This window comes from Photobacterium angustum (assembly GCF_003026365.1).
Taxonomy (GTDB): Bacteria; Pseudomonadota; Gammaproteobacteria; order Enterobacterales; family Vibrionaceae; genus Photobacterium; species Photobacterium angustum.
Genome location: NZ_PYOM01000023.1, coordinates 42033 through 65759 on the forward strand (window position 1 = coordinate 42033; position 23727 = coordinate 65759).

The window sequence follows — 23727 nt, forward strand, 5'->3', positions numbered from 1 at the left end:
CTATTTAATGCTGTAGATTTAAAACAAAGAGAAACAGCTATTTATAGTAGCAGTGACATCACTTCCCGACCATGCGCTTAAACAAGCAATCATTAAAGATGAGACATTAAAACAATAAATCCCCTCTCTAGGGCTCTTGCTTGATTCCCACAGCGAGACGATGGTTAATTATTTTATTTACTTGGTATACCATGTCGTAATAATGACAACATTCTGTGGACAGAGATATGAGTACTTGGTCAACAAATCTAACGTTTTCCCCCCTTGCTTTATCATCGCAAGATCCTCTTCCTGCTTTAGCATTAAGTAAGCTTGATGACTGGGGAATGGTCACGTTAATTGGTGCCGACAGTAAAGCCTATTTACAAGGTCAGTTAACGTGTGATCTTGTATCACTAGAAGCAAGTAAATCAACATTAGCAGCACATTGTGATGCAAAAGGTAAAATGCGTACTGTGATGCGTATTTTTCATATCGACAATGGCTATGGTTACCTTCAACGCCAAACTGTCATGGCAACCCAGATCCCTGAGCTAAAAAAATACGCTGTTTTCTCTAAAACCGACATCAATCAATCAACTGACATAGTATTAGGTCTTAGTGGTGAACAAGCTCAAAGCGCGATTGATAACTACTTTACAGGTAGTGATGATGTCCGTCATAACGACACAGCAACTGCGGTAAAAGTAGATAACTTACGTTGGTTTATTATCACACCAATAGAGCATGCTGAAACGGTTGCTCAACACTTTGCGGCTAACGCGACGCTAACCGATACTGCGTTGTGGAACTTATACGATATTAAAGCAGCGCTCCCCCGTGTTGAAGCAGCAACTGAACTTGAATTTATTCCACAAGCGATGAACCTTCAGGCCGTTAACGGTATTAGCTTTAAAAAAGGGTGTTACACAGGTCAAGAAACGGTTGCCCGTGCAAAATACCGTGGTATTAACAAACGCGCGATGTATATCGTGAGCGGTGGATCCACACAGTGCCCACAAGCAGGTGATGCACTTGAACGTAGCGTCGGTGAAAACTGGCGTAAAGGTGGAACGGTTATCACTGGCTACCAATTTAATGATCAACAATCGTTAGCTTTAGTCGTATTACCAAACGATCTCGATGACGATGCACAATTTCGATTTGCATCACAAGCTGATGCCATCTGGGAAAAACATCCATTACCCTACGCTTTAGATGATGACGCATAATTCTATCGATACTGCTGTTACCCGTTTTCTTGAAGAAGAAGGGGTTGATTTCCGTCTTCTTCATCACAGCAAGCCAGCAAAAACCATTGAAGAAGCAGCCCAAGAACGTGGTGTTGACCCAAAGCAACTGGTCAAATCCATTTTGCTCAAAGATATGGCAGGGTTTCATGTTTTGGCCTGTGTACCTGGGCCGAATGCTGTTGATCCTAAGAAAGTCCGTGAGCTATTTGGTTGTCGTCGTATGACCTGTGCTGATGCTTCTGATGTTGAAAAAATCACAGGTTTGGTCATTGGTACTGTTGCGCCATTAGGCTTGAAACGCCCATTACCTATTATTTTCGATCATCAAATAGAGCAACATACTAAAGTGAACATTAGTAGCGGCGATCGTATGGCAGGGCTTGAGTTAGCTACCGATGATTTAGTGATTTTATGCGATCCTATGTTTGGTGATATCAGCCGAGACTAACCCATTAAGAAGTAAAGCCCCTAAAATAAGGGGCTTTAATTTAGTTCTAACAAATTAACTGGCCTTACTTATCTCATCACCTTCTACCCATCCGCCGTGTTCTTGGCGTGGGTGATAATGCGTTGGTAATTTTTTACTTCTTTGCGTCCATGGCGATTCTTTAATGGCTTTCGTCATATCTTCATAGCCAGCCTCTCGGCGTAAACGAATAGAGCGACGTGAGAATTCTGCGTCACTTAATGGAATATGACCTTTCAGTGGATCAAAGGTAATATGAACTATATCAATATGTCTGCCTACTTTTAGTGACACCACATCAGGCACTTGCTCACTATCAACGACACCTTTTGAATGCTCTAAAATATGATCAAGATTACGCTTTGCTACGAGCGCTTCAATATGATCACAAGAACGACTCGCGTACTGGATCTCTTTTTCACGCCATAACACTTCACTCATGGTTTGTGGTAACTCACCTTTCGCATTCCATAAATCAACCATAAAGACGAGTAAGTCTTCATCTTTTTCAGCTAAATCTAAAATGCCATTGATTGGTGAATTTGAAACGCACCCGCCATCCCAATAATGATCATCACCAATTTTGGTGGCAGGAAAACCCGGTGGTAAAGATCCACTAGCAACAGCATGAGCTGGCTGTAATGGCTGTGTCTGGCTATCAAAAAATACCAACTCCCCCTTGGTGACACTTGTTGCGCCAACAGTTAAACGGGCTTTCTGGTGATTAATAATAGAGAAATCAGACAGGTCATCGATAGTTGAAAATAACGGGCTAGTATCATAAAAGCTGGTTGCTGATTCACCTGGCAATGACAGCCATGGATTAATAATACGTGGCACAAAAAAGCCAGGTTGGCCCATTATTAATGCTTGAGATGCACTAAAGGTATTAAACATCGGTGCCATTGATGGTAATAAATCAACATCAGTTTCTGGTCTTGAGATACGATCCCAAAAATCAGTCAATTTATTTAAACGATCTTCAGGTTTATTGCCAGCCAAGATGGCACTATTCAACGCGCCGATAGAAATGCCAGCAAACCAGTCTGGTGTGTATCCCGCTTCTTCCAGTGCTTGATACGCGCCAATATGATAAGCACCTAATGCACCGCCACCTTGTAGAACAAGGCAAACCTTTGGTTTTTTCTTAGTACGTGTTCTAGCCATTATAATCCCTTTTTATCTTATAAGTCCGAGTATTACTCTACAGATTAAAAAGGCACCAGCTTGATAAAAAAACAGATAGTCGATATAAAACAAGGCGAATTCACAAGCTGTTTTTTATCAATTGCAATCTATTTCATATTTTACTATTGCAATTAGCACTCTTTGATACTCGCTCTTTTATTGTGCCAATTTCGCTTATTAATGTTATTTCTTACTAGGTATTCCACACTATGTCTGTTTCTCCTTCACATAAAAAAGATATCAACTGGCGTGGGGTTGATCTCAACCTACTGATCTCCTTTTCCGCTCTATTGGAAACACAAAGTGTTACGAAGGCTGCAAACAAACTTGCGATTGGACAATCTGCCATGAGTCATAATTTGTCTCGTTTAAGACAACTCCTTGACGATCCTTTATTTGAACGTCAAGGACACAATATGATCCCAACCCAAAAAGCGTTAGAGCTCTCGGTCACTGTCGAAAAAATTCTAAACTTAATCACTAGAGAGTTATTACAACCGAGTACATTTGAGCCAGAGCTGTTCACTGGAACGTTTAAAATAGGCCTAACCGACTACGCAGAGTTACTCTTCGCACCCGCCATTTTTGATGCCATTCATACTTGCTCACCACATAGTCATCTCAGCTTCTTTAATGTCGATCGTCATAACTATCAAACCGTTTTTAATGATCAACGATTAGATTTAGTGATTGGCTCAATGACCAATATAGGCAAAGACATTAGTAGTCAATATTTATATACCGAAGATCATGTTTGTTTATTCGATAGTAAAGCAACCGGACTCAATGCCCCTATCACCATAGAACAATATAGTGCGCATCCGCATGCTTTAGTTTCACCAGATGGACAACTCATTACACAAGTTGATGAGCAACTAAAAAATCATGCATTACAACGTCAAGTCGCGGTAGGTTCACGTAACTTTTTGACCATCCGTCATTTACTCAAAGGAAGGGATTTACTGTGTGTGGTTTCTCGCTTAATGGCACAATTAGATCTGTTTCATGACGATTTAACCCAATGTCCAACCCCTGTCGATATTGCAGATTTCGATATTCGTTTATTATGGTTACATCGCAATGGTACTCACCCGCGTAATGAGTGGCTACGTCAACGGGTTGCCAGTACGGTTATCGAACAGGTAAAACAACTCCAGAAACAATAACGGATAATAAAAAAGCAGAGTATGAATACTCTGCTTTCTACGGCTACTTTCCCGATTGAGGTTCTTGAATTTGGTATAACTTGTGTTCGTCACAAGGTTCATCGCAGTTACATTCTTTATCAACACCCACGTTGGCTAAACCACCACAGCTGCCTTTGATGGTACGTTGTTTTAAAAACCAACCTATCGCCATAGCAAAAATAACAATAAGAAAAATACCTAGTGTTAACAAAAATGTGGTCACAACTTAAAACCTCCAATTTTTGTTAAACCGCTAACAGGCGATAATGATGACATCCCTACTTTAGCAACAGATGCTTTCTTTTTACTACCGCAACCGCAGCCACATGCGCCTTTTTCACGCTTACAGTCACGACCTTGCTCTGCCGATGTTAACGCTTCTTTTGCTACGCTACCTGATAACATATCAGCCAATGTTGTGCGTGGTGCAACTCGACTAACATTAAATCCTGCCTTTAATAATCGAGCCAATGATCGCTGACCAATATTTCCTAAGACAATTTCAGACACGCCACATTCAACCAGTTGACGCTGGATTACTTTTTTATGCTTACAGCCTAGTTCGCGACTACCTGTATTTTCAATTCTCGCAACTTGCTGTCCTTGTTGATCGTAAATAACAAAAACAGCCGCTTTACCAAAGTGCCCTGCAACCTGCTCTCGTGATGTTAATGCAATAGCCATTGCCATAATTTTTCCTCACTCACTTAACCGAGCGCTCACAACGAATATGATCGCTTTTTATCACTTATCAAAATAAAAGAGCTCATGGTGTTGGGATATAACCGTCAAGTTCTAACGCCAACCCTTGCACTAACGCTTGCGCCACTTTTTTTCGTCCCGATGCCACTATATTGCCTAATGTTTGACGAGAGACACCGAGTTGCTTTGCCGCTTCTACCTGTTGCAAACCTTGCATATCAACTAAGCGAAGTGCTTCTAATTCATCGCTATCTAAACGTAATGACACGAGTTCTTTCATCGGTACGCCATTGGGCTTAAAGCAACTGTACGCAGGACGACATCCTATTCGACGTTCAATCTTAGGCCTAGCCATGGTTCACCTTATCTATCTAACTATGGTGAATTATTGGCGTATGCCAGAAACATTACTTTGATCTAGATACGTAATAAGCAATATAAATTTTTCTTATCTAAACACATCAATGATTTATAAATTCACAAAATAAAATCCCAATATAACGGCTTTTAAAAACAATGAAGATGAAAGTACCATGCGCGGATATTGTAGCGAAGAGAAGATAACAGGCGTGAAGATGGCGCGAACTACCTTTAAAAATGAAGTCTGTTTATTTTATTCGACACCCCTAAAAACCTTACAAACAGAATAATCATCTAAAATTTTATTTCTTTGCTAATTAATAAGTTAGATAGTTACATATAGGAAACAGCATATGCTAATTATGTCACAGAAGTGTCATACACAAACTGCTATACTTAGCGCCGTCAATAGCCAGGAAGGTTGGAGTTAGCAGTATTATGCGGATGTTTAAACGCTACTTACCAAAATTAATCGCCAAACATGTCAGTCGCTTATTTAGTGGTCGCCTCTACATTGACGGACGCGGTGGGTACCATTTTGAAAATGGTTTACTACTGGTTCCTATCAAAGCAGAGAAGCGTCATTACGATACCGTGAATGAGGTGAATTTAGAGGTAAGACGCTTACGTGAAACCTATGAAGCTTAAGCGCTATTGCTAACTATAAAGCCCATATCAAAATGGGCTTTTTTGATCTTACTGTTCTTCATCTTCAGCAATAATGATGGCGTAATCTTCCGCCAACAATAAATCATTCAGCTCGTTATCATCATTCACCCTAATCTGAAATAACCAACCGTCACCATAGGGATCACTATTGACGAGCTCTGGTGCCGAGTCTAATTCATCGTTAATCGCAATCACAACACCAGACAAGGGTGCATAAATATCTGAAGCTGCTTTTACAGATTCAGCCATCGCACACTCTTCCCCCACGTCTGTGGACGATTCAATATCTGGCAATTCAACATAAACCATATCACCAAGCAATGATTGAGCATGATCGGTAATACCAATAGTGTAAATCCCATCACCTTCAGAACGAATCCATTCATGGCTGTGGGTATATTGTAATTCAAGAGGAACGTAACTCATTTTCACATCCTTATAAAAGTAGCGATAATCTTCAAAGCGCTACTGTCACCATGTCAGATCTATATAAATTAACGCACATTATTTATGCCTGATATTTACTGTAGGTGAAAAAATCCATTTTGTTAGTCACGAAAAACAAAAAAGTCACCATCAGGTGACTTTTTCAATATTCAATAACAAGCATGTTATTTTTCGTAGCGAGCAAGCTCTGGTAATTCGCCGCTCAAACCTAACGCTTTACGCATAAACTCGTCTTTCACACCCGGTGCTTTATCTGCTACTAACATGCCTATGTCACGTAATAGTTTTTTAGCTGGATTTGAACCTGAAAACAGATCTTTGAACCCTTGCATCGCGGTGATCATTTTCGCTGCTTCAGCCTTACGCCAACGTTCATATTGACGTAAATGCGCCTGTTTACCTATATCTTTATCTGCTAACCATAGTGCTTTGAGCTCTTGTGCCAAAGCCGCTGCATCCAGCAAACCAAGGTTTACTCCCTGTCCTGCCAATGGATGAATAGTATGTGCAGCATCGCCGACTAACGCGACCCGTTCACGAACAAAATCACGCGCATAACGCATACGAAGTGGAAACGCTTGGCGCTCACCTTCTACACAACATAAACCTAAGCGATTATCAAATGCAGTCGTTAGATGCTGATTAAACAACTCATCAGACATCTCACATAATTGTTTAGCCTCTTCTGGCGGTACAGACCACACGATAGAGCTTAAATCAGGTTCAGATAACGGTAAAAAGGCTAACGGCCCTTGTGGCCGAAAAATCTGTCGTGCCATTTTCATGTGTGGCTCTTGGCTACGAATATTGGCAACAATAGCACTATGACCGTAATCCCAATGAGTTAATGGAATATCTAGTTGCTGACGTACCCAAGAGTTTGCCCCATCAGCACCGACAACCAATTTCGCCGTCAGATGTTTGCCAGATGCTAATGTTAGCCATGCTTCTGATTCACCAAAAGCGATGTTTTCACAACGCTCTGGAGCTAATAACGTCACATTACTAAGCTGTTTTACTCGATCTAATAAAGCGAGCTGAATGACTCGATTTTCAACAATATGCCCCAGATCAGGCTGAGCTAATCGCTGTGCATCAAAATGGATTTGAGCAAAGCTATCTTGCTCCCATACGGTCATTTCCGAATATGGGCTCATACGACGACTTGCAATCCCTTCCCATACGCCTAAACGACGGAAAATACGTTCACTGGCACGGCTTAATGCCGATACACGTAAATCAGGTAATGACTGCAATTGAGGATCGGGTAAATGTCCTTCAATAACGGCAACTCGAAGTTCAGTTTCAGCCAATGCTGCAGCTAACGTTAAGCCCACCATTCCGCCGCCAATAATCGCGACATCAACACTTTGCATCATAGCTATCGTTCTACCTGTCCCATAGCACGACGCAATAGCGGTGCTTTTAATGTGTTTGAAAGATTCATTGTAGCCAAACCGACATTTCGTCCAGCCGTCAGCAATGGATTATCGTTAGCAAATAAGTTTACTAATCCTGTTGTCATCATAATGGTATTTTGACGATCAGGCATACGGCGATCTCGATAACGCCCTAACACCTCAGGTAAACCTATATCGTTACCTTGTTGATGACCTGAAACGATCTCTTCAGCAAGCGTCATTACATCTCGAATACCGAGGTTAAACCCTTGTCCTGCAATAGGGTGTAATGTTTGCGCCGCATTACCAATCACTGCAAAACGATGCGATACAAGCGAGTTCGATTGACGGAGTAACAGCGGATAGCATGAACGTTTACCCGTTTGGGTTAACGCACCTAAACGCCACCCAAACGCTTGTTGTAGCTTGGCAAGAAATTCTTCGTCAGATAAATCCATGATCACTTGTTGTTGCTCTGGTGGTACACACCACACTAAAGAGCTTCGCCCTTGAGACATCGGCAGCAAGGCAACAGGACCATGTTCTGTAAAGCGTTCAAATGCTTGATTATAATGAGGCTCAGAGGTTGTGATATTGGCAATAATAGCTGTTTGTTCAAAATCATAGTCTGAGCGACCAAGCTTTACTAACTGACAGCAATGAGAAATAGCCCCATCAGCAGCCACAAGCAATGACGCCTGTAAACATTCACCGTTATCAAGCTCAATAGTCGCGTGATCTACGCTGCGCTCAATTTGCTTAACACTGGCAGGACAATATAGATCAACATTTGCTAGCTGCTGAAGTTTATGGTGAAAAACTTCACCTACATCAGCGAGTTCAACAACATAACCTAGCGCATCGACCGCCTGCTCCTGTGAGGAGATACGAACCATACCCGCATGACCACGATCTGAAACATGAATATCGTTTATCGGCGTTGCAACATCACGCAAGGCTGACCACATACCAATATTATCTAGTAAGCGTGTCGTACCATACGATAAAGCGATACTTCTTGCATCATAACCCGGATGAGTATCAAACTCAGGCATCACAGCTTCAACCACTGCAATACGTAATGAGTGACGGCTCAATACATCTAATGCGATAGCAAGACTCGCTCCTGCCATTGCACCACCAGCAATTACAACATCATAGTGCTTCACTATTTATCCCTTCACAAAACAACGTTCAGTGTAACGTTGGTTTTTCCTCTGTATCTTCAGCAACCGGGCGCTGACCTAATTCAGAATGACAGCTCAATACACACATACGAACATGCTCAACAACTTGTTCAAATAAGGCTGCTTGTTCTTCCATATCGTCATCTTCATCAATACCTAACTGAGCGATCTCTTGAAGGTCAGCTAAAGCTTCAGTGACAGCTTCAGACAATTGGTTCTTTTGGAGATCCATCAGTCCTAAACCAGAAATAAAGCTAGTTACCCATTCCGTTAATGCATCTGCTCGCATCATTAATGGCTCATCATCATCTGGCATCAGTAATGAAAACTCAAAACCACCACTAAACAGCTCATTCGCTGTTGTCGTAAACAAAGAGCGGATCATTGTTTTAGCACCGTCGGTTAGTGGCTCACCTTCGTTGGCATAATCACTAACAGGACCAACCCAGCTTTCATCATCAATCGCTAAACCACCGCAAATCATGCCACTTAATAAACCATGTAATTCAGCAGGTGCCGCTGCAAGCCCTTGCTCTTTTAACGCAGATTCAACAGCTTGGTATGTAGGTAGGGTTATTTCACTCATGGTTTATTACCTTTATTTTTAGATCAAACAACGAATAAAGCGTTCTATTGTTACTTCACATTGCTATATCCACTTCATTTAGAGAATTGAAATCAAGCAAACATCAATAATTACATTTTTACTTAATTTCTAAAGCAGAAATAACAATGGGTCAGTAACCGCCTGTGTTATGCTAACACTTAAGCTCTGTTCGGCAAATCATAACGCCGAGCATAACGTTCAATAGTTAACCACCCATCAATTTGGTGTGATTAATATCTGTTTAGTTAGAGACTATTGAGCACAAAGTGAAGTATAGCCGCTTGCATGTTGTAACCGCTTTTCCTATGATTTGGCGATAAGCAAAAGCGGAATGAATACCCATTAGGCATGGAGCAAACCGAAGATTTATGAGTACTCAGGCTGTAGAGATTCAAGTATTCGGCAGAAATATCAAAGTTAACTGCCCAACTGGTCAAGAGGATGCACTTCGTGCTGCCGCTTCTGATTTTGACCAACGCTTGAAAGATATGTCAGAGCGCACTAAAGTATCCAATGTAGAGCAACTGTTACTCTTTACAGGGCTTAACATCTGCAACGAGTTACATGCAGAGCGACTAGAACATAACGGAAGCGCTGATATTTTATCCAATAAGATCAGTGCACTAGAAGAAAAATTAGATAAAGCATTGCAAAATTATCCAAAGCGTTGATAATGAATTAACCCTGGGGTGTGCGTCAGTGAATGAACGTCCCCGAGCCGATAAGCAAATACCCAGGATCTGCTTTTATTAGCTATTGAGCATGCTCAGCTCGACTGAGAAGCCTACGGTTAATGTTGCCGATCCACCTTGAACGTCTGGTTCAAGGGCATTATTTCGCAACGGCACCTTGGGGCACTCCTCTGTTTTTACTTCCAATTTCAAAACCATATCCATACAATTTAGCAAAATCCCAAATCAAGGATTGAGCCAAATGACACCACAGCTTGTAACCCCACGACAAAAAATAAGACAACAAATCCGCTTGCAGCGACAACAACTTCTTCCTGAAAAACAAAGACACGCTAGCCTACAATTACTTAAACAAGTTCAGCAATGCGAACAATTTATTACCAGTCAACATATTGCGCTCTATTTGACCAATGATGGTGAGATCAGCACTCAACCCATAATCGACTGGTTATGGCAAAGCGGAAAATCTGTTTACCTACCGGTTTTGCATCCTTTTAGCAAAGGGCACTTATTATTTCTTCACTACACCCCTAGTACCCCTATGCGCAAAAATCGCTATCAAATTTTAGAGCCCACTCTCGATGTTCGAACAGTAAAACCCATTAATGAATTAGATATTATTTGTACCCCACTGGTGGCTTTTGATAACTCGGGTCAACGGTTAGGTATGGGAGGTGGCTACTATGATCGTACTCTTAGCCAATGGCATCAGCATAAACAAGGCCCTTACCCACTAGGGTTAGCCCATGATTGCCAATATGTAGAACAATTGCCAAGCGAGCAGTGGGATGTGCCGTTACCTAAGATTATCACTCCGTCAAAGATCCACTGTTGGTAAAAACACAAATAAGAGCATCAAATTAACACGCTTAAGCAATCGTTTACTTTAGTTTCAATAAAAACGAACAATCTAACTAATTGTTATAAATAACCTTATGTTTTATTTCTTATTTTGCATTGTGATTGTTCATAATCACACTGACGAACGATTTTCAATTCGTTATAATTAGCATCAACGCTTACTCGGCGTATCAGTCATAACGAGGAGAATGGCATGACACAAGATGAAATGAAAAAAGCAGCAGGTTGGGCAGCACTTGAATACGTACAGAAAGGAACAATTGTAGGTGTAGGTACTGGCTCTACGGTTAATCACTTCATCGATGCCTTAGCAACTCGCAAAGAAGAAATTAAAGGTGCTGTTTCAAGTTCAGTCGCTTCAACTGAACGTCTTGAACAACTTGGCATTACTGTATTTGATGCAAATGAAGTTGCTTCACTTGATATTTATGTCGATGGTGCTGATGAAATTAACGCTGACTACGACATGATTAAAGGCGGTGGTGCTGCGCTTACTCGTGAAAAAATTGTCGCTGCAATTGCGAAAAAATTTATCTGTATCGTTGATGACACCAAGCAAGTTGACGTATTGGGTCAATTCCCGCTTCCAGTTGAAGTAATCCCTATGGGGCGCTCTTTCATTGGCCGTGAGTTAGTAAAACTTGGTGGCGATCCAGCTTACCGTGAAGGCGTTGTAACCGATAACGGTAATATGATCCTTGATGTCTACAACATGAAGATCACCGATCCTAAAGCAATGGAAGATAAGATCAACGCCCTACCAGGTGTTGTAACTGTTGGTCTATTTGCTCACCGTGGCGCTGATGTATTATTGGTTGGCTCACCTGACGGTGTAAAAAAATTCGAGAAATAACATACAATGATCGCGTTTTATTCAAAAATATAAAACGCTACTGATCTCAGTATAAATGTTATTTCCTTTCAAAACGGCATAGCTTATTGATTCTAATTCTAGCTTATGCCGTTTTTTATTATCTTTTTTGTAATATTCTTACCCATGGTGGCTATTTTTTGATACTTTATTAATAAGCTATTAGCAAACGTTTAACCATTTCGCTACTGTGGCTGTAAAGAAGACATTTCACCACCTGACATTTCTTTGTTTTACATTCAGTTAGCTGCGTTTTTAAGGATGAGAACCATGGCCAAAGTTTCACTCAATAAAGATAAAATTAATATTCTATTATTAGAAGGACTACACCCTTCATCTCTAGAAGTGCTACAACAAGCAGGTTACACCAACATTGAATACCACAAAGGATCTCTCGCTGGTGAAGAGCTACTAGAAGCTGTAAAAGATGCTCACTTCATTGGTATTCGCTCTCGAACACAATTAACGCCTGAAGTTTTTGCTGCAGCGAAAAAACTTACCGCTGTTGGTTGTTTCTGTATTGGTACTAACCAAGTTGATTTAGATGAAGCTATGCGTCGCGGTATCCCCGTTTTCAACGCACCATTTTCAAATACCCGTAGTGTTGCAGAGCTTGTTTTAGGTGAACTTCTTCTTCTTTTACGTGGCATTCCAGAAAAGAACGCTAAAGCGCATCGTGGTGAATGGATAAAATCTGCAGACAACTCATTTGAAGCGCGTGGTAAAACCCTAGGTATTATCGGCTACGGTCATATTGGTACTCAACTTGGTATCTTGGCTGAAAACCTCGGAATGCGCGTTTGTTTTTACGATATTGAAAGTAAATTAACCTTAGGTAATGCTACACAAGTTGCATCGTTAAGTGAGCTGTTAAATAAATCGGATGTGATTTCACTGCACGTACCAGAAACACCAGAGACACAAAACATTATGGGTGCTGAAGAATTTGCACGCATGAAACCTGGTTCTATCTTTATTAACGCAGCACGCGGTACTGTCGTTGATATTGATGCACTTTGTAGCGCGTTAGAAAGCAAACATATTGCAGGCGCGGCTATCGATGTATTTCCTGTTGAACCAAAAACCAATAACGACCCATTTGAATCCCCTCTGCTGCAATTTGATAACGTTATTTTGACGCCTCACATTGGAGGATCAACACAAGAAGCACAGGAAAACATTGGTATTGAAGTGGCAGGTAAACTAGTGAAATACTCAGATAATGGTTCAACGCTATCTGCTGTTGGCTTCCCAGAGGTATCACTACCTGAACACCGTGGTTGTTCTCGTCTACTTCATATTCATGAAAACCGCCCAGGTGTCTTAAATCAAATCACGACAATTTTTGCGTCGGAAGGCATTAATATTGCTGCCCAGTTCTTACAAACAGGTGCGGAAATCGGTTATGTGGTTATTGATGTTGAAACTGAACGTTCAAAAGAAGCACTAGCCAAACTGAAAACAATCGAAGGCACTATTCGCGCCCGTATTTTGCACTAATGACTCATAGTTAATGACGTTAACGTGATAATAAAAAGGAGAGCCGAGGCTCTCCTTTTTTATCTCATCAACATATTCTATGATGAAACATGATGCAGAGTATGATCACTTAGCTAATTTAAAAATCACATTTACACTATCAGAAATCACAATGTTATTATCACTGTAGCTTTGATTCACCGCAGAGTTTGCATCAGCTGCATACATCATTGGCGCACTTCTCATGCCATAAGGCATTGGACGATCATTGGTGTTGTAATCTATCTGCCACACACCTTCAACTTTATCACCAAAGCCTTTCGCTAATGATGCTGCCACTTCTTTTGCATTAGCAATAGCCGCTTGACGCGCTTCTTCTTGATACTTTTTCTGATCTTTTACTTTCAAGGTAATGTTATTAATTTGATTAATACCATCACCTAATGCGTCATCAAGATAAGTGTTTAAATTTTCCAATTTGTACACTGTCACAACGACATTACGAGTCGCTTTAAAGCCAGTAAACTCTGGCGCTTTGTCTTTCGGATAACGGTACTGTGCAGAAAGAGAAATATTGGCACTATTAATATTTTTACGTTCAACACCAGCTTTGGTCAAACGCTCTATAAATTTAGTAACGGCCTGATCTGCAGCTTGCTTTGCCCCTGAAGCTGTCGGTTGTGTCGCAACGACATCCACAGAAAATGCTGCCATGTCCGGTTTAACAACCACTTCACCGCGTCCAGTTGTTTCTAAATGAGGAAATGATAGATCAGCGGCAACAGCGCCTGTAGAGATAAGTGCACTGGTACTTAATAATATAGCTAATAGGTGTTTTTTCATTATCAATCCTCGCTAACAAAGAGTTATTTTTATTTATCGCAGTCATAAGATAAATAATCTATCAACTTTGACCCCAAAAAAATGAAATCTATCCCTTATTACATTTTTATTTTGAACATCGTTCCTTTATGGTTAATTAATGACCCTTTCTATTTTCTATAGATAAAAAAATGGAGCCTATTAGGCTCCATTTCTATTCGTTATGCTTTAAATAAATTAAGCATCAACTTTATTTAGGTGAACATCCATTTGTGGGAATGGGATTTCGATACCTTCTTTATCAAGCTCTTCTTTAATTGCTTGGTTAAGATCGAAGTATACAGCCCAGTAATCAGGCGTATTAACCCATGGACGTACCACGAAGTTCACTGAAGAGTCAGCAAGTGCAACAACACCAATTGTTGGCTCTGGATCTTTAAGAACACGCTCATCAGCAGTTACAACACGCTTAAGTACTTCTTTTGTTTTTTGAAGATCAGCGCTGTAAGAAACACCAATTGTAAGATCAATACGACGTGTCGCATTACGAGAATAGTTTGTAATTGGGTTACCAATGATAGATGAGTTTGGTACTACAACTGTTTTGTTGTCAGGCGTACGTAGTTCTGTAGAGAAAATCTGAATTGATTCAACTGCACCCGAAACACCAGCAACTTCAACAAAATCACCAGACTTGAATGGACGGAAAGCAACAATCAGAACGCCTGCAGCAAAGTTCGATAGCGAGCCTTGAAGAGCAAGACCAACCGCAAGACCCGCGGCACCGATCACTGCTACCACTGAAGCTGTTTGAACACCAATACGGCTAAGAGCAGCAATTAATACAATAACGAACAATAAGTAACGAACTAGGCCGTGAATAAATTCAACAACCGCGTTATCCATTTCTTTCTTACGTAATACTTTAGCAACTGCGCCAGCAACTGCTTTAACGATCATATTACCGATAAATAAAATTAGAAGTGCTGAAACAAGATTTACTGCGTATTGGATCAAAAGATCCTGGTTATCACTCAGCCAGTTTCCAGCGTGCAACACACCATTAGTTAATGTGTTATCAGAAATTTTTTCGACAACCTTGTCTGTAACGCTCTCAGTCATTTGAAGTGCTCTCTCTTATGTTTACTTAAAATAAATCTATAGCGTAAGTCGTAGATAGCATGATTATTCTACGAGTTACTCCATTAGAACTGTCTTTCCGTTTGTCTATCTTATAGCGAAAAAACATACTACGGAATTTTGGTGCCAATTATTCCCGTTTTTGCTAGTAAATAGCTACTAAAAAAAACGATGTTTACATAAATTAACTTAAATATCACTAAACAACAATTTAAGTACAATCTATGATGAAATACAAAAAAAAAGCCCGCCGAAGCGGACTTTTTCACATTTTATATAGCTGAAGTTCGATTAAAGAACATCAACTGCGTTTAGATCAGCGAATGCTTTCTCTAGACGCTCAACCATTGATACTTGACCTGCACGTAGCCATACGCGTGGATCGTAGTATTTCTTGTTAGGCGCTGACTCACCAGTTGGGTTACCGATTTGACCTTGTAGGTAATCGTGGTTTTCAGCTTCGTAGCGACGGATACCATCCCAACAAGCCCACTGTGTATCTGTATCGATGTTCATTTTGATAACACCGTAACCGATAGACTCTTGAATTTCAGCTTCAGAAGAACCTGAACCACCGTGGAATACGAAATCTAGAGAGTTAGTTGGAAGACCAAACTTCTCTGAAACGTATGCTTGAGAATCACGTAGGATAGTTGGAGTCAGTACAACGTTACCTGCTTGGTAAACACCGTGTACGTTACCGAAAGAAGCAGCGATAGTGAAACGTGGGCTAACAGCGCTTAGTTTCTCGTATGCATATGCAACGTCTTCTGGAGAAGTGTAAAGCTCAGATGCGTCCATGTGAGAGTTATCAACGCCGTCTTCTTCACCACCAGTACAACCTAGTTCGATTTCTAGTGTCATGTTCATCTTAGCCATACGCGCAAGGTACTTAGCTGAGATTTCGATGTTCTCTTCTAGCGACTCTTCAGAAAGGTCGATCATGTGAGAAGAGAATAGAGGCTTACCAGTTTGAGCGAAGAACTCTTCACCCGCGTCTAGTAGACCGTCGATCCAAGGAAGCAGTTTCTTAGCAGCGTGGTCAGTGTGAAGAATTACAGGAACACCGTAAGACTCAGCAACAGCGTGAACGTATTTAGCACCAGCGATAGCGCCAAGGATTTGTGGACCTTGACCTTCTAGTTTAAGACCTTTACCGCCAAAGAATGCAGCACCGCCGTTAGAGAACTGAACGATAACTGGAGACTTAACTTTAGCTGCCGCTTCTAGTACTGCGTTAACAGAATCTGTACCGATACAGTTAACTGCTGGAAGTGCGAAGTTGTTTTCTTTAGCTACTGCGAATACTTTCTGAACGTCATCGCCAGAAATAACACCAGGTTTTACAAAATCAAAGATCTTAGACATAACAATAGTCCTATTATTTACTTTGTTGTCTGTGGAAAAATTCTTGTGCAAACGTTTGCGATTGCTTGCTATTCTACTGAAAGTTAATAGCTATCACAAACATTTAAACGTGGAAGCAACACTCATATATAGTGTAAATTCAGCTCCCACGCCCAAAATAATTATGCTTTAGCGCGAGACTCTAGCATTTCAACTGCAGGTAATTTCTTACCTTCAACGAACTCAAGGAACGCACCGCCACCTGTTGAGATGTAAGATACTTTATCTTTGATGCCGTACTTATCGATAGCCGCTAGTGTGTCACCACCACCCGCTACAGAGAAGCCCGCTGATTCTGCGATTGCGTTAGCAACAACTTCAGTCCCTTTACCAAATTGCTCGATTTCGAATACGCCTACAGGGCCATTCCAAAGAATCGTTTTCGCGTTCATGATGATGTCAGCAAGTGCTTGAGCTGAATCAGGACCTAGGTCAAGAACCATGTCGTCAGCTGCAATGTCTGATGCTGACTTAACAGTTGCTTCAGCTGTGTCAGAGAACTCTTTAGCACATACAACATCCGTAGCTACAGGGATGTCAGTGCTTGCCATTAGCTCTTTAGCCGTTGGGATTAGGTCAGCTTCGTATAGAGACTTACCTACATCGTTACCTTCAGCCGCGATGAATGTGTTAGCAATACCACCACCAACAACAATTTGGTCAGCAATTTTAGATAGTGACTCAAGTACAGTTAGCTTAGTTGATACTTTAGAACCACCAACAATTGCAACCATTGGACGTGCTGGGTTGTCCATCGCTTTGCCTAGTGCTTCTAGCTCGCCAGCTAGTAGAGGGCCAGCACATGCAACTGGTGCAAACATACCTACACCGTAAGTTGATGCTTGTGCACGGTGAGCGGTACCAAATGCATCCATTACGAATACGTCACAAAGTGCAGCATATTGCTTAGATAATTCGTCTTCGTTTTTCTTCTCGCCCTTGTTAAAACGTACGTTTTCAAGAACAACAAGCTCACCAGCGTTTAGCTCAAGACCATTTAGGTAATCTTTTGCTAGTTTAACGTCGCAATCTAGTGCGTCGTTTAAGTAGTTAACTACAGGCTGTAGAGAGAATTCTTCTGCGTATTCACCTTCCGTTGGACGACCTAGGTGAGAAGTAACCATTACTTTAGCGCCAGCTTCTAGACAACGCTTAATTGTAGGTAGAGATGCAATGATACGTGCATCTGAAGTTACTTTACCGTCTTTTACTGGCACATTTAGGTCAGCACGAATAAATACACGCTTACCAGCTAGATCCAGATCAGTCATCTTGATTACAGACATGTTTTGTCCTCTCAAACATTATTAAAAATAAAAGTTCATAAAATTGACAGCCTGCCGTCGTTAATGTTCAACGCCAAGCCCTGTAATTCTTACTATTTTACTTTTCAGCATCCGTATGTTCGGTTGCGTACATTGCTAACGCTGTATCCAACATTCGATTAGCAAAGCCCCATTCATTGTCACACCATACCAGCAATTTAATCAAATGCTGGTTGCTTACCCTAGTTTGGCTGCCATCAACAATTGCACTATGGGGATCATGATTAAAGTCAATCGACACTAAAGGCGCTTCTGTGTAATCCACAATACCACTTAATGTACAACGAGACGTATTTTTTAATGATTGATTTACGTCATTAACTTTCACATTTGTTTTAACTGTGACACTCAAATCCATAGCAGTGACATTTATTGTGGGCACCCTCACAGAAATAGCTTCAAATCTGTCGGAAAACTTCGGAAATATACGACCAATTCCAAGGTGTAGTTTAGTATCAACTGGAATAATTGACTGACTTGCTGCACGCGTTCGGCGTAAATCAGGATGATAAGCATCAATAACTTGTTGATCATTCATGGCTGAATGAATAGTCGTAATGGTGCCAGATTCAATACCAAACTGGTCATCTAAGATTTTTATAATGGGAACAATACAGTTCGTTGTACACGAACCATTAGAAACAATGCGATGCTGAGGTGTTAAGTCTTGATGATTAACACCATAGATAACAGTGCAATCAATATCTTTGCTAGCAGGATGGGAAAATAATACTTTTTTAGCGCCTGATGCGATATGCGCTAAACCGTCGGCACGGGAGCCAAACTTACCCGTACAATCTAAAACAATATCGACATCAAGATCATGCCAAGGCAACAGTTTTAAATCAGGCTGATGAAGAATACGAATTTGATCTTGGCGACCATTTTCATGGGCAATAAAAAGATGCTCCTGATCATGACTGACAGGATTTTTGAAACGTCCATGGCTAGAATCGTATTGAAGTAGATGAACCATTGCTTCCGGCTCTGCTAATTCGTTAACTGCCACGACGTTAATATGATGATGTTTGTCGCTTTCATACAATGCGCGAAGCACACTGCGACCAATGCGACCGAATCCATTTATTGCGACTTTTAGTGTCATATCCGTGCTACAAAAATACTAAGCTGCGTTAGTGTATACCAAGCTAGATACAGAATCACCATAATTGTGACATCTCTCACCAAGCAGACTCAATATCTAATAGAACCAAATAGTTAGACTCATCACTCATCGATATTTTTGCGTATATCCTCTACTTTAACCTTAAAAAACCACTGATTTATCGGCTTAAAACAGCGAAATATCACGTATTAAAAAGTCACTATTTGTTCATTCAGCGTCTTTTTCTACGCATTAATAAACGACGTTTAATATTAGGATTGGCATTAACAAACCTTCACTTTTTTACATATAGCTAATAGATAAATGAAAAAAAGTTCATATTAGGCAATCCCAAAGAGGTGGTTATGTCGAAAGTAAAAGTCATTATTGGCGCAGTATTCTTCACCTTCATACTTTACTTTTTGTCTGTTTATTGGTCATTTGAACCAGATACATTTAATCCAGACAGTTATGCGGCAGAGCAAGCCAAGCTAAATCATCAAACCTTAACAACAGGGTATGAGACCACCACAACACTGATCCATATTTCAGAGCTATTAATTAATAAATCTGGAGGCTTTCTTACTAACGATAAATTACCACCCAGTTTATTAATGGATAACATGCCGGCATGGGAAACAGGTGTATTAACACAAGTGCGAGACATGGCACTGGTACTAAAAGATAATCTTAGCCGCCCCCAAAATGAAAGCCATATTGATTCAGATTTAAAAGAAGCTCAGCCAGCACTTAATATCAATAGTCATAGTTGGAACTTTCCAAGCGCAGAATCTGAATATCAAAATGCAATTGACGCCCTTATTCGATACCGTGACCGCCTTTCGGCATCTCGCCACCCAGCACAATTTTATTCACGGGATGATAATTTAGTGGCTTGGCTTGAAGTCGTACAAAAACGCTTAGGAACTATTTCACAAGATCTTGGCTCATCTGTGGGTGAACCACAGTTAATAATGGATAGAGAAGCAGAAGGTAAGGAAGTTTCACTCAATGCGCCGAAAACAAGCTGGTTCAAAATTGATAATGTTTTTTACGAATCACGAGGCTCTACTTGGGCCATATTACTGCTCATGAAAGCAATGAAACATGATTTTAAACCACTATTAGAAGAAGAAAAAGCAACGGTCATGATTGATCAAATAATTCGTGAGCTTGAAGCAACACAAGAAACGGTTTGGAGCCCAATGATTTTAAATGGTATGGGATTTGGTTTATTACCTAACCACTCTTTGATCATGGCAAATTACGTGTCTCGTGCTCAAGCAGGTACCGTTGATCTCATCAACCTGTTCGAAAAAAGATAATAAATTCTTGCCGTATGATAGATACAGCAATCTATAACTAAGTCCACCAGTAAACGAAGCAAACTTTATTACCTATTAAATAAAGCTGTACTTAGGTATATAAAGTCTGTTTATCGTAATTTTTAACAAAAGAAACTTTATATAGTCAATTTGTGATTGCACTTTTTAGTTTAAAAAAATCACATTGTAAATACTGAAAGTAAATATCATTACTTATCAGTACTTTAGTTAAAAACTATGTCTGTAAACCACCACAACAGAGCTATTTAATTTTTTTATACAATCAGAAACCCTAGTTTTCATATTGTTGATTTTATCTGTTCTCGATGTATTATAGACGTCTAGACGGAAGTAGCTCTATACATACAAACGTACATATAGCTATATAACAGCGTTATAAACGCTACCGTGCGACTAAATTCAAAAGAAAGTGAGACTACCGATGGCAAAACATTTATTCACTTCTGAGTCGGTATCAGAAGGTCATCCAGATAAAATTGCAGATCAAATTTCAGATGCTGTATTGGATGCAATTATTGAACAAGATCCTAAAGCGCGTGTAGCTTGTGAAACTTACGTAAAAACCGGCATGGTAATGGTTGGTGGTGAGATCACAACATCTGCTTGGGTTGATATTGAAGAGCTAACACGTGAAACCGTACGTGAAATCGGTTATGTCCATTCAGATATGGGCTTTGATGCAAACTCTTGTGCAGTAATGAACACCATCGGTAAGCAGTCTCCTGATATTAACCAAGGTGTTGATAAAACCGATCCTAAAGAGCAAGGTGCTGGTGACCAAGGTATCATGTTTGGTTACGCAACCAATGAAACTGAAGTCTTCATGCCTGCGCCAATCACTTACTCTCACCGCTTAGTTCAGCGCCAAGCAGAAGTACGTAAGAACGGTACACTTCCTTGGTTACGTCCTGATGCAAAATCTCAGGTAACGTTCGCTTACGATCAAGGTAAAATTGTTGGTATTGATGCGGTTGTTCTATCAACTCAGCACAGTGATTCAATTTCAACGTCTGATCTACGTGAAGCAGTAATGGAAGAAATCATCAAACCAGTACTGCCTACAGAATGGTTAAATAAAGAGACTAAATTCTTTATCAACCCAACCGGTCGTTTCGTTATCGGTGGCCCAATGGGTGACTGTGGTTTGACTGGTCGTAAGATCATCGTCGATACCTACGGCGGTGCTGCACGTCACGGTGGTGGTGCTTTCTCTGGTAAAGATCCATCAAAAGTTGACCGCTCTGCAGCATATGCAGCACGTTATGTAGCAAAAAATATCGTCGCAGCAGGCATGGCAGATCGTTGTGAAATCCAACTTTCTTACGCTATTGGTGTTGCCGATCCTACATCTATCATGGTGGAAACATTTGGTACTGAAAAAGTAGCACATGAGATCATCATTGAAGCTGTACGCCAGCACTTCGACCTACGCCCATATGGCCTACAAGAAATGCTAGATCTTCTTCAACCAATCTATAAGAAGACTGCAGCTTACGGTCACTTTGGTCGTGAAGAGTTCCCTTGGGAAAAAACAGATAAAGTGGCTGCACTTCGCGATTTCGCAAACATTAAGTAATACACTTAATTGTGCACAAAAAAGGACGCTTAGGCGTCCTTTTTTATTACTTGTCGTTTATCTATGTGCAATAAAAACACCTTGCTCCCTTACTCTCGCCAGCGCTTTATCTTCGGTGTATAGTGCAGCTCTCAATAACAAAGAACGAGTAAGAATGAATTCACTGCAACAACAAGTAATCAAACGTGTCGAACACGCCATCAAAACCGCCAATCAACGCCTTAATAAACGTTTAAAAATGCCGGCTGTGACTTTTACCCAACGAGGAAAAATTGCAGGAAGTGCACGCTTACAAAGCTGGGAAGTACGTTTTAACCCAGTTTTACTCAATGAAAACGCAGACGCTTTTCTAAACGAAGTTGTTCCACACGAAGTGGCACATTTAATTGTGTTTAAACTGTTTGGCCGAGTAAAACCGCATGGTAGAGAGTGGCAATTGATCATGCGAGAAGTGTTTCAAGTAGCGCCAAGAACAACACATAGCTTTGATGTCAGCTCTGTATCAGGTGACACTTTTCTCTATAAATGTAGCTGTAGCGAATACCCGTTAACCATTCGCCGGCATAACCGTATCTTACGTGGACAAGCCAACTACCATTGCCGCCGATGCCGTGAAGTTTTGGTGTATTCGCCTCAGTAACGTACGATTTTGTATGAAAATAACCTAACAGCACAGTTACAAATAATTGCGACACACTTCTCAAAGAAAAAAATATCAGTAAGCTAGTGATACGATAAATAATTAATGAACTACATTCATGATACGTATCTCAAGCTGTTTTGCTATTGCCCTACTGTTACCTGTTACCGCATTTGCGACCTCTTATAAACCAAGCGAACTTGGTAACACGACAAATCCCTCTTTCAGCAAAGCAAAAAAAATCATGCAAACGGAAATTTATATTTCTCCTCAAGACATGAAAACCATTTACTGTGGTGCTGATTTCAACAATAAAAAATACGTGACATTACCATCGGGTTTTACCACTGAAGTATATAAAAAACGCGTTAAACGCTGGGAAGCAGAGCATGTCGTTCCTGCCGAGAACTTTGGTCGTGCTTTTAGTGAGTGGCGTGACGGTGCTGCCGTTTGTGTTGATAGTAAAGGAAAAGCCTTTAAAGGTCGTAAATGTGCTGAAAAAGCCAATAACGAATACCGCTTAATGCAATCCGACCTTTATAATTTATACCCTGCTATTGGTGCCGTTAATGCTGCAAGGCAAAACTATAATTATGTGATGCTGCCTAAAACCAACAGTAAGAATTATCGTTCATTTGGTAGTTGCGACATGATCATTGATAAAAAGGATCATGATGCTCAGCCGCCAAAGCGTGCTCGCGGTGTGATTGCTCGTACCTATATGTATTTTGAAGCCGTATATCCAAAATATAAAATGAGTCGTCAACAACGCCAATTAATGAATAGTTGGGATAAGCAGTACCCTGTATCTAAATGGGAATGTGAGCGTGCAGCTAAGATTGAAAAGATCCAAGGTAACGTTAACCCTATTCTTGCGAGCCGTTGTTCATAACAGCATCTTTTACTTACACGTACTTTCACGTTCAAAAACGCGTTATATGTAAATAACGCGTTTTATTTTACCTCGAATAATTGGCGAATAGAGCATCCATGTTAAGATTCGTCATTACTCTTTTTT

At 40.6% G+C, this 23727-nt stretch carries 25 protein-coding genes and 1 other RNA gene; 13 read left to right on the plus strand and 13 right to left on the minus strand.

All coding sequences use genetic code 11. The annotated features are described in order from the left end of the window. Positions 1 to 227 precede the first annotated feature (227 nt). Together ygfZ and CTN01_RS19545 are read left to right on the plus strand one after the other, a co-directional pair. Positions 228 to 1211, plus strand: coding sequence for a tRNA-modifying protein YgfZ (gene ygfZ / locus CTN01_RS19540; protein WP_045150087.1), 984 nt, complete (start codon positions 228 to 230; stop codon positions 1209 to 1211). Beyond that, complete coding sequence (locus CTN01_RS19545) at positions 1201 to 1680, plus strand: aminoacyl-tRNA deacylase (protein ID WP_173425483.1); 480 nt, start codon at positions 1201 to 1203, stop codon at positions 1678 to 1680. Before ygfZ ends, CTN01_RS19545 begins: the two co-directional genes overlap by 11 nt. 54 nt (positions 1681 to 1734) lie before the next feature. On the opposite strand, the gene CTN01_RS19550 is transcribed toward CTN01_RS19545, so the two are convergent. Next, complete coding sequence (locus tag CTN01_RS19550; protein ID WP_045150088.1) at positions 1735 to 2865, minus strand: patatin-like phospholipase family protein; 1131 nt, start codon at positions 2863 to 2865, stop codon at positions 1735 to 1737. 230 nt (positions 2866 to 3095) lie between these two features. On the opposite strand from CTN01_RS19550, the gene CTN01_RS19555 reads away from it, so the two are divergent. Next, positions 3096 to 4052 (plus strand): LysR family transcriptional regulator, encoded by a 957-nt coding sequence (locus CTN01_RS19555; protein WP_045128809.1) that lies wholly within the window; start codon positions 3096 to 3098, stop codon positions 4050 to 4052. Positions 4053 to 4095: 43 nt separating this feature from the next. Here CTN01_RS19555 and nqrM read toward each other — a convergent pair whose 3' ends face one another. The 3 genes from nqrM to CTN01_RS19570 all read right to left on the minus strand — a co-directional run bounded on the left by nqrM (position 4096) and on the right by CTN01_RS19570 (position 5130). Next, entirely contained in the window at positions 4096 to 4296 is a 201-nt protein-coding gene (nqrM, locus tag CTN01_RS19560) for a (Na+)-NQR maturation NqrM (protein WP_045128810.1), read from the minus strand. Beyond that, positions 4293 to 4763 carry a NifB/NifX family molybdenum-iron cluster-binding protein gene (locus CTN01_RS19565; protein WP_045150089.1) on the minus strand — a complete coding sequence of 157 codons (471 nt, stop codon included), beginning with the start codon at positions 4761 to 4763 and terminating at the stop codon, positions 4293 to 4295. Before CTN01_RS19565 ends, nqrM begins: the two co-directional genes overlap by 4 nt. A gap of 76 nt (positions 4764 to 4839) precedes the next feature. After that, the gene (locus tag CTN01_RS19570) at positions 4840 to 5130 is read right to left on the minus strand and encodes a DUF134 domain-containing protein (RefSeq protein WP_045132674.1); all 291 of its coding nucleotides are present in this window, start codon (positions 5128 to 5130) and stop codon (positions 4840 to 4842) included. A 443-nt stretch (positions 5131 to 5573) separates the two neighbouring features. Between CTN01_RS19570 and CTN01_RS19575 the strand changes: the two genes are divergently transcribed. Continuing rightward, positions 5574 to 5783, plus strand: coding sequence for a DUF1107 domain-containing protein (locus CTN01_RS19575; RefSeq protein WP_039860945.1), 210 nt, complete (start codon positions 5574 to 5576; stop codon positions 5781 to 5783). Positions 5784 to 5831: 48 nt separating this feature from the next. Here the strand turns inward: CTN01_RS19575 and gcvH are convergent, their stop codons facing one another. The 4 genes from gcvH to CTN01_RS19595 form a co-directional block, all read right to left on the minus strand. Then, complete coding sequence (gene gcvH, locus CTN01_RS19580; RefSeq protein WP_045128812.1) at positions 5832 to 6230, minus strand: glycine cleavage system protein GcvH; 399 nt, start codon at positions 6228 to 6230, stop codon at positions 5832 to 5834. 185 nt (positions 6231 to 6415) lie between these two features. Then, positions 6416 to 7630, minus strand: coding sequence for an FAD-dependent 2-octaprenylphenol hydroxylase (locus tag CTN01_RS19585; RefSeq protein WP_045128813.1), 1215 nt, complete (start codon positions 7628 to 7630; stop codon positions 6416 to 6418). A gap of 2 nt (positions 7631 to 7632) precedes the next feature. After that, on the minus strand, positions 7633 to 8820 hold the full coding sequence (gene ubiH, locus CTN01_RS19590) for a 2-octaprenyl-6-methoxyphenyl hydroxylase (RefSeq protein ID WP_080896235.1): 1188 nt from the start codon (positions 8818 to 8820) through the stop codon (positions 7633 to 7635). A gap of 25 nt (positions 8821 to 8845) precedes the next feature. After that, positions 8846 to 9424 (minus strand): YecA/YgfB family protein, encoded by a 579-nt coding sequence (locus CTN01_RS19595; protein ID WP_005371382.1) that lies wholly within the window; start codon positions 9422 to 9424, stop codon positions 8846 to 8848. A gap of 389 nt (positions 9425 to 9813) precedes the next feature. Here CTN01_RS19595 and zapA point away from each other — a divergent pair, with 389 nt between their 5' ends. The 5 genes from zapA (at position 9814) to serA (ending at position 13369) form a co-directional block, all read left to right on the plus strand. Next, positions 9814 to 10116 (plus strand): cell division protein ZapA, encoded by a 303-nt coding sequence (gene zapA / locus CTN01_RS19600; RefSeq protein WP_005371380.1) that lies wholly within the window; start codon positions 9814 to 9816, stop codon positions 10114 to 10116. A 7-nt stretch (positions 10117 to 10123) separates the two neighbouring features. Next, positions 10124 to 10305: non-coding RNA, 6S RNA (ssrS, locus tag CTN01_RS19605), on the plus strand. A gap of 73 nt (positions 10306 to 10378) precedes the next feature. Then, on the plus strand, positions 10379 to 10975 hold the full coding sequence (locus tag CTN01_RS19610; protein WP_045150090.1) for a 5-formyltetrahydrofolate cyclo-ligase: 597 nt from the start codon (positions 10379 to 10381) through the stop codon (positions 10973 to 10975). 216 nt (positions 10976 to 11191) lie between these two features. Further along, positions 11192 to 11851 (plus strand): ribose-5-phosphate isomerase RpiA, encoded by a 660-nt coding sequence (rpiA, locus tag CTN01_RS19615; RefSeq protein ID WP_005371376.1) that lies wholly within the window; start codon positions 11192 to 11194, stop codon positions 11849 to 11851. A gap of 288 nt (positions 11852 to 12139) precedes the next feature. Continuing rightward, positions 12140 to 13369 carry a phosphoglycerate dehydrogenase gene (gene serA, locus CTN01_RS19620; protein WP_045150091.1) on the plus strand — a complete coding sequence of 410 codons (1230 nt, stop codon included), beginning with the start codon at positions 12140 to 12142 and terminating at the stop codon, positions 13367 to 13369. Positions 13370 to 13474: 105 nt separating this feature from the next. Here the strand turns inward: serA and CTN01_RS19625 are convergent, their stop codons facing one another. The 5 genes from CTN01_RS19625 to epd all read right to left on the minus strand — a co-directional run bounded on the left by CTN01_RS19625 (position 13475) and on the right by epd (position 19147). Next, on the minus strand, positions 13475 to 14191 hold the full coding sequence (locus CTN01_RS19625) for an oxidative stress defense protein (RefSeq protein WP_005371372.1): 717 nt from the start codon (positions 14189 to 14191) through the stop codon (positions 13475 to 13477). A 216-nt stretch (positions 14192 to 14407) separates the two neighbouring features. Then, positions 14408 to 15292, minus strand: coding sequence for a small-conductance mechanosensitive channel MscS (gene mscS / locus CTN01_RS19630; protein ID WP_005371370.1), 885 nt, complete (start codon positions 15290 to 15292; stop codon positions 14408 to 14410). A 309-nt stretch (positions 15293 to 15601) separates the two neighbouring features. After that, positions 15602 to 16678, minus strand: coding sequence for a class II fructose-bisphosphate aldolase (gene fbaA, locus CTN01_RS19635; protein WP_005371368.1), 1077 nt, complete (start codon positions 16676 to 16678; stop codon positions 15602 to 15604). 161 nt (positions 16679 to 16839) lie between these two features. Then, positions 16840 to 18003 carry a phosphoglycerate kinase gene (locus tag CTN01_RS19640; RefSeq protein WP_005371366.1) on the minus strand — a complete coding sequence of 388 codons (1164 nt, stop codon included), beginning with the start codon at positions 18001 to 18003 and terminating at the stop codon, positions 16840 to 16842. Positions 18004 to 18100: 97 nt separating this feature from the next. Beyond that, the gene (epd, locus tag CTN01_RS19645; RefSeq protein WP_045084450.1) at positions 18101 to 19147 is read right to left on the minus strand and encodes an erythrose-4-phosphate dehydrogenase; all 1047 of its coding nucleotides are present in this window, start codon (positions 19145 to 19147) and stop codon (positions 18101 to 18103) included. A 365-nt stretch (positions 19148 to 19512) separates the two neighbouring features. Between epd and CTN01_RS19650 the strand changes: the two genes are divergently transcribed. The 4 genes from CTN01_RS19650 to CTN01_RS19665 all read left to right on the plus strand — a co-directional run bounded on the left by CTN01_RS19650 (position 19513) and on the right by CTN01_RS19665 (position 23601). Next, the gene (locus CTN01_RS19650; protein ID WP_045150092.1) at positions 19513 to 20472 is read left to right on the plus strand and encodes a DUF2333 family protein; all 960 of its coding nucleotides are present in this window, start codon (positions 19513 to 19515) and stop codon (positions 20470 to 20472) included. Between the two features lie 442 nt (positions 20473 to 20914). Next, positions 20915 to 22069 (plus strand): methionine adenosyltransferase, encoded by a 1155-nt coding sequence (gene metK, locus CTN01_RS19655; RefSeq protein ID WP_045084452.1) that lies wholly within the window; start codon positions 20915 to 20917, stop codon positions 22067 to 22069. A 154-nt stretch (positions 22070 to 22223) separates the two neighbouring features. Continuing rightward, positions 22224 to 22709 carry a SprT family zinc-dependent metalloprotease gene (locus tag CTN01_RS19660; protein WP_045150093.1) on the plus strand — a complete coding sequence of 162 codons (486 nt, stop codon included), beginning with the start codon at positions 22224 to 22226 and terminating at the stop codon, positions 22707 to 22709. Positions 22710 to 22827: 118 nt separating this feature from the next. Then, on the plus strand, positions 22828 to 23601 hold the full coding sequence (locus CTN01_RS19665; RefSeq protein ID WP_045150094.1) for an endonuclease: 774 nt from the start codon (positions 22828 to 22830) through the stop codon (positions 23599 to 23601). The last annotated feature ends 126 nt before the right edge of the window (positions 23602 to 23727 follow it).

What these genes read in the sequence shown, in the direction of transcription:
- ygfZ (WP_045150087.1), top strand. Translation starts at nt 228, where the DNA reads ATGAGTACTTGGTCAACAAATCTAACGTTTTCCCCCCTTGCTTTATCA.
- CTN01_RS19545 (WP_173425483.1), top strand. Translation starts at nt 1,201, where the DNA reads ATGACGCATAATTCTATCGATACTGCTGTTACCCGTTTTCTTGAAGAA.
- CTN01_RS19550 (WP_045150088.1), bottom strand. Translation starts at nt 2,865, where the DNA reads ATGGCTAGAACACGTACTAAGAAAAAACCAAAGGTTTGCCTTGTTCTA.
- CTN01_RS19555 (WP_045128809.1), top strand. Translation starts at nt 3,096, where the DNA reads ATGTCTGTTTCTCCTTCACATAAAAAAGATATCAACTGGCGTGGGGTT.
- CTN01_RS19565 (WP_045150089.1), bottom strand. Translation starts at nt 4,763, where the DNA reads ATGGCAATGGCTATTGCATTAACATCACGAGAGCAGGTTGCAGGGCAC.
- CTN01_RS19570 (WP_045132674.1), bottom strand. Translation starts at nt 5,130, where the DNA reads ATGGCTAGGCCTAAGATTGAACGTCGAATAGGATGTCGTCCTGCGTAC.
- CTN01_RS19575 (WP_039860945.1), top strand. Translation starts at nt 5,574, where the DNA reads ATGCGGATGTTTAAACGCTACTTACCAAAATTAATCGCCAAACATGTC.
- gcvH (WP_045128812.1), bottom strand. Translation starts at nt 6,230, where the DNA reads ATGAGTTACGTTCCTCTTGAATTACAATATACCCACAGCCATGAATGG.
- CTN01_RS19585 (WP_045128813.1), bottom strand. Translation starts at nt 7,630, where the DNA reads ATGATGCAAAGTGTTGATGTCGCGATTATTGGCGGCGGAATGGTGGGC.
- CTN01_RS19595 (WP_005371382.1), bottom strand. Translation starts at nt 9,424, where the DNA reads ATGAGTGAAATAACCCTACCTACATACCAAGCTGTTGAATCTGCGTTA.
- zapA (WP_005371380.1), top strand. Translation starts at nt 9,814, where the DNA reads ATGAGTACTCAGGCTGTAGAGATTCAAGTATTCGGCAGAAATATCAAA.
- CTN01_RS19610 (WP_045150090.1), top strand. Translation starts at nt 10,379, where the DNA reads ATGACACCACAGCTTGTAACCCCACGACAAAAAATAAGACAACAAATC.
- rpiA (WP_005371376.1), top strand. Translation starts at nt 11,192, where the DNA reads ATGACACAAGATGAAATGAAAAAAGCAGCAGGTTGGGCAGCACTTGAA.
- serA (WP_045150091.1), top strand. Translation starts at nt 12,140, where the DNA reads ATGGCCAAAGTTTCACTCAATAAAGATAAAATTAATATTCTATTATTA.
- CTN01_RS19625 (WP_005371372.1), bottom strand. Translation starts at nt 14,191, where the DNA reads ATGAAAAAACACCTATTAGCTATATTATTAAGTACCAGTGCACTTATC.
- mscS (WP_005371370.1), bottom strand. Translation starts at nt 15,292, where the DNA reads ATGACTGAGAGCGTTACAGACAAGGTTGTCGAAAAAATTTCTGATAAC.
- fbaA (WP_005371368.1), bottom strand. Translation starts at nt 16,678, where the DNA reads ATGTCTAAGATCTTTGATTTTGTAAAACCTGGTGTTATTTCTGGCGAT.
- CTN01_RS19640 (WP_005371366.1), bottom strand. Translation starts at nt 18,003, where the DNA reads ATGTCTGTAATCAAGATGACTGATCTGGATCTAGCTGGTAAGCGTGTA.
- epd (WP_045084450.1), bottom strand. Translation starts at nt 19,147, where the DNA reads ATGACACTAAAAGTCGCAATAAATGGATTCGGTCGCATTGGTCGCAGT.
- CTN01_RS19650 (WP_045150092.1), top strand. Translation starts at nt 19,513, where the DNA reads ATGTCGAAAGTAAAAGTCATTATTGGCGCAGTATTCTTCACCTTCATA.
- metK (WP_045084452.1), top strand. Translation starts at nt 20,915, where the DNA reads ATGGCAAAACATTTATTCACTTCTGAGTCGGTATCAGAAGGTCATCCA.
- CTN01_RS19660 (WP_045150093.1), top strand. Translation starts at nt 22,224, where the DNA reads ATGAATTCACTGCAACAACAAGTAATCAAACGTGTCGAACACGCCATC.
- CTN01_RS19665 (WP_045150094.1), top strand. Translation starts at nt 22,828, where the DNA reads ATGATACGTATCTCAAGCTGTTTTGCTATTGCCCTACTGTTACCTGTT.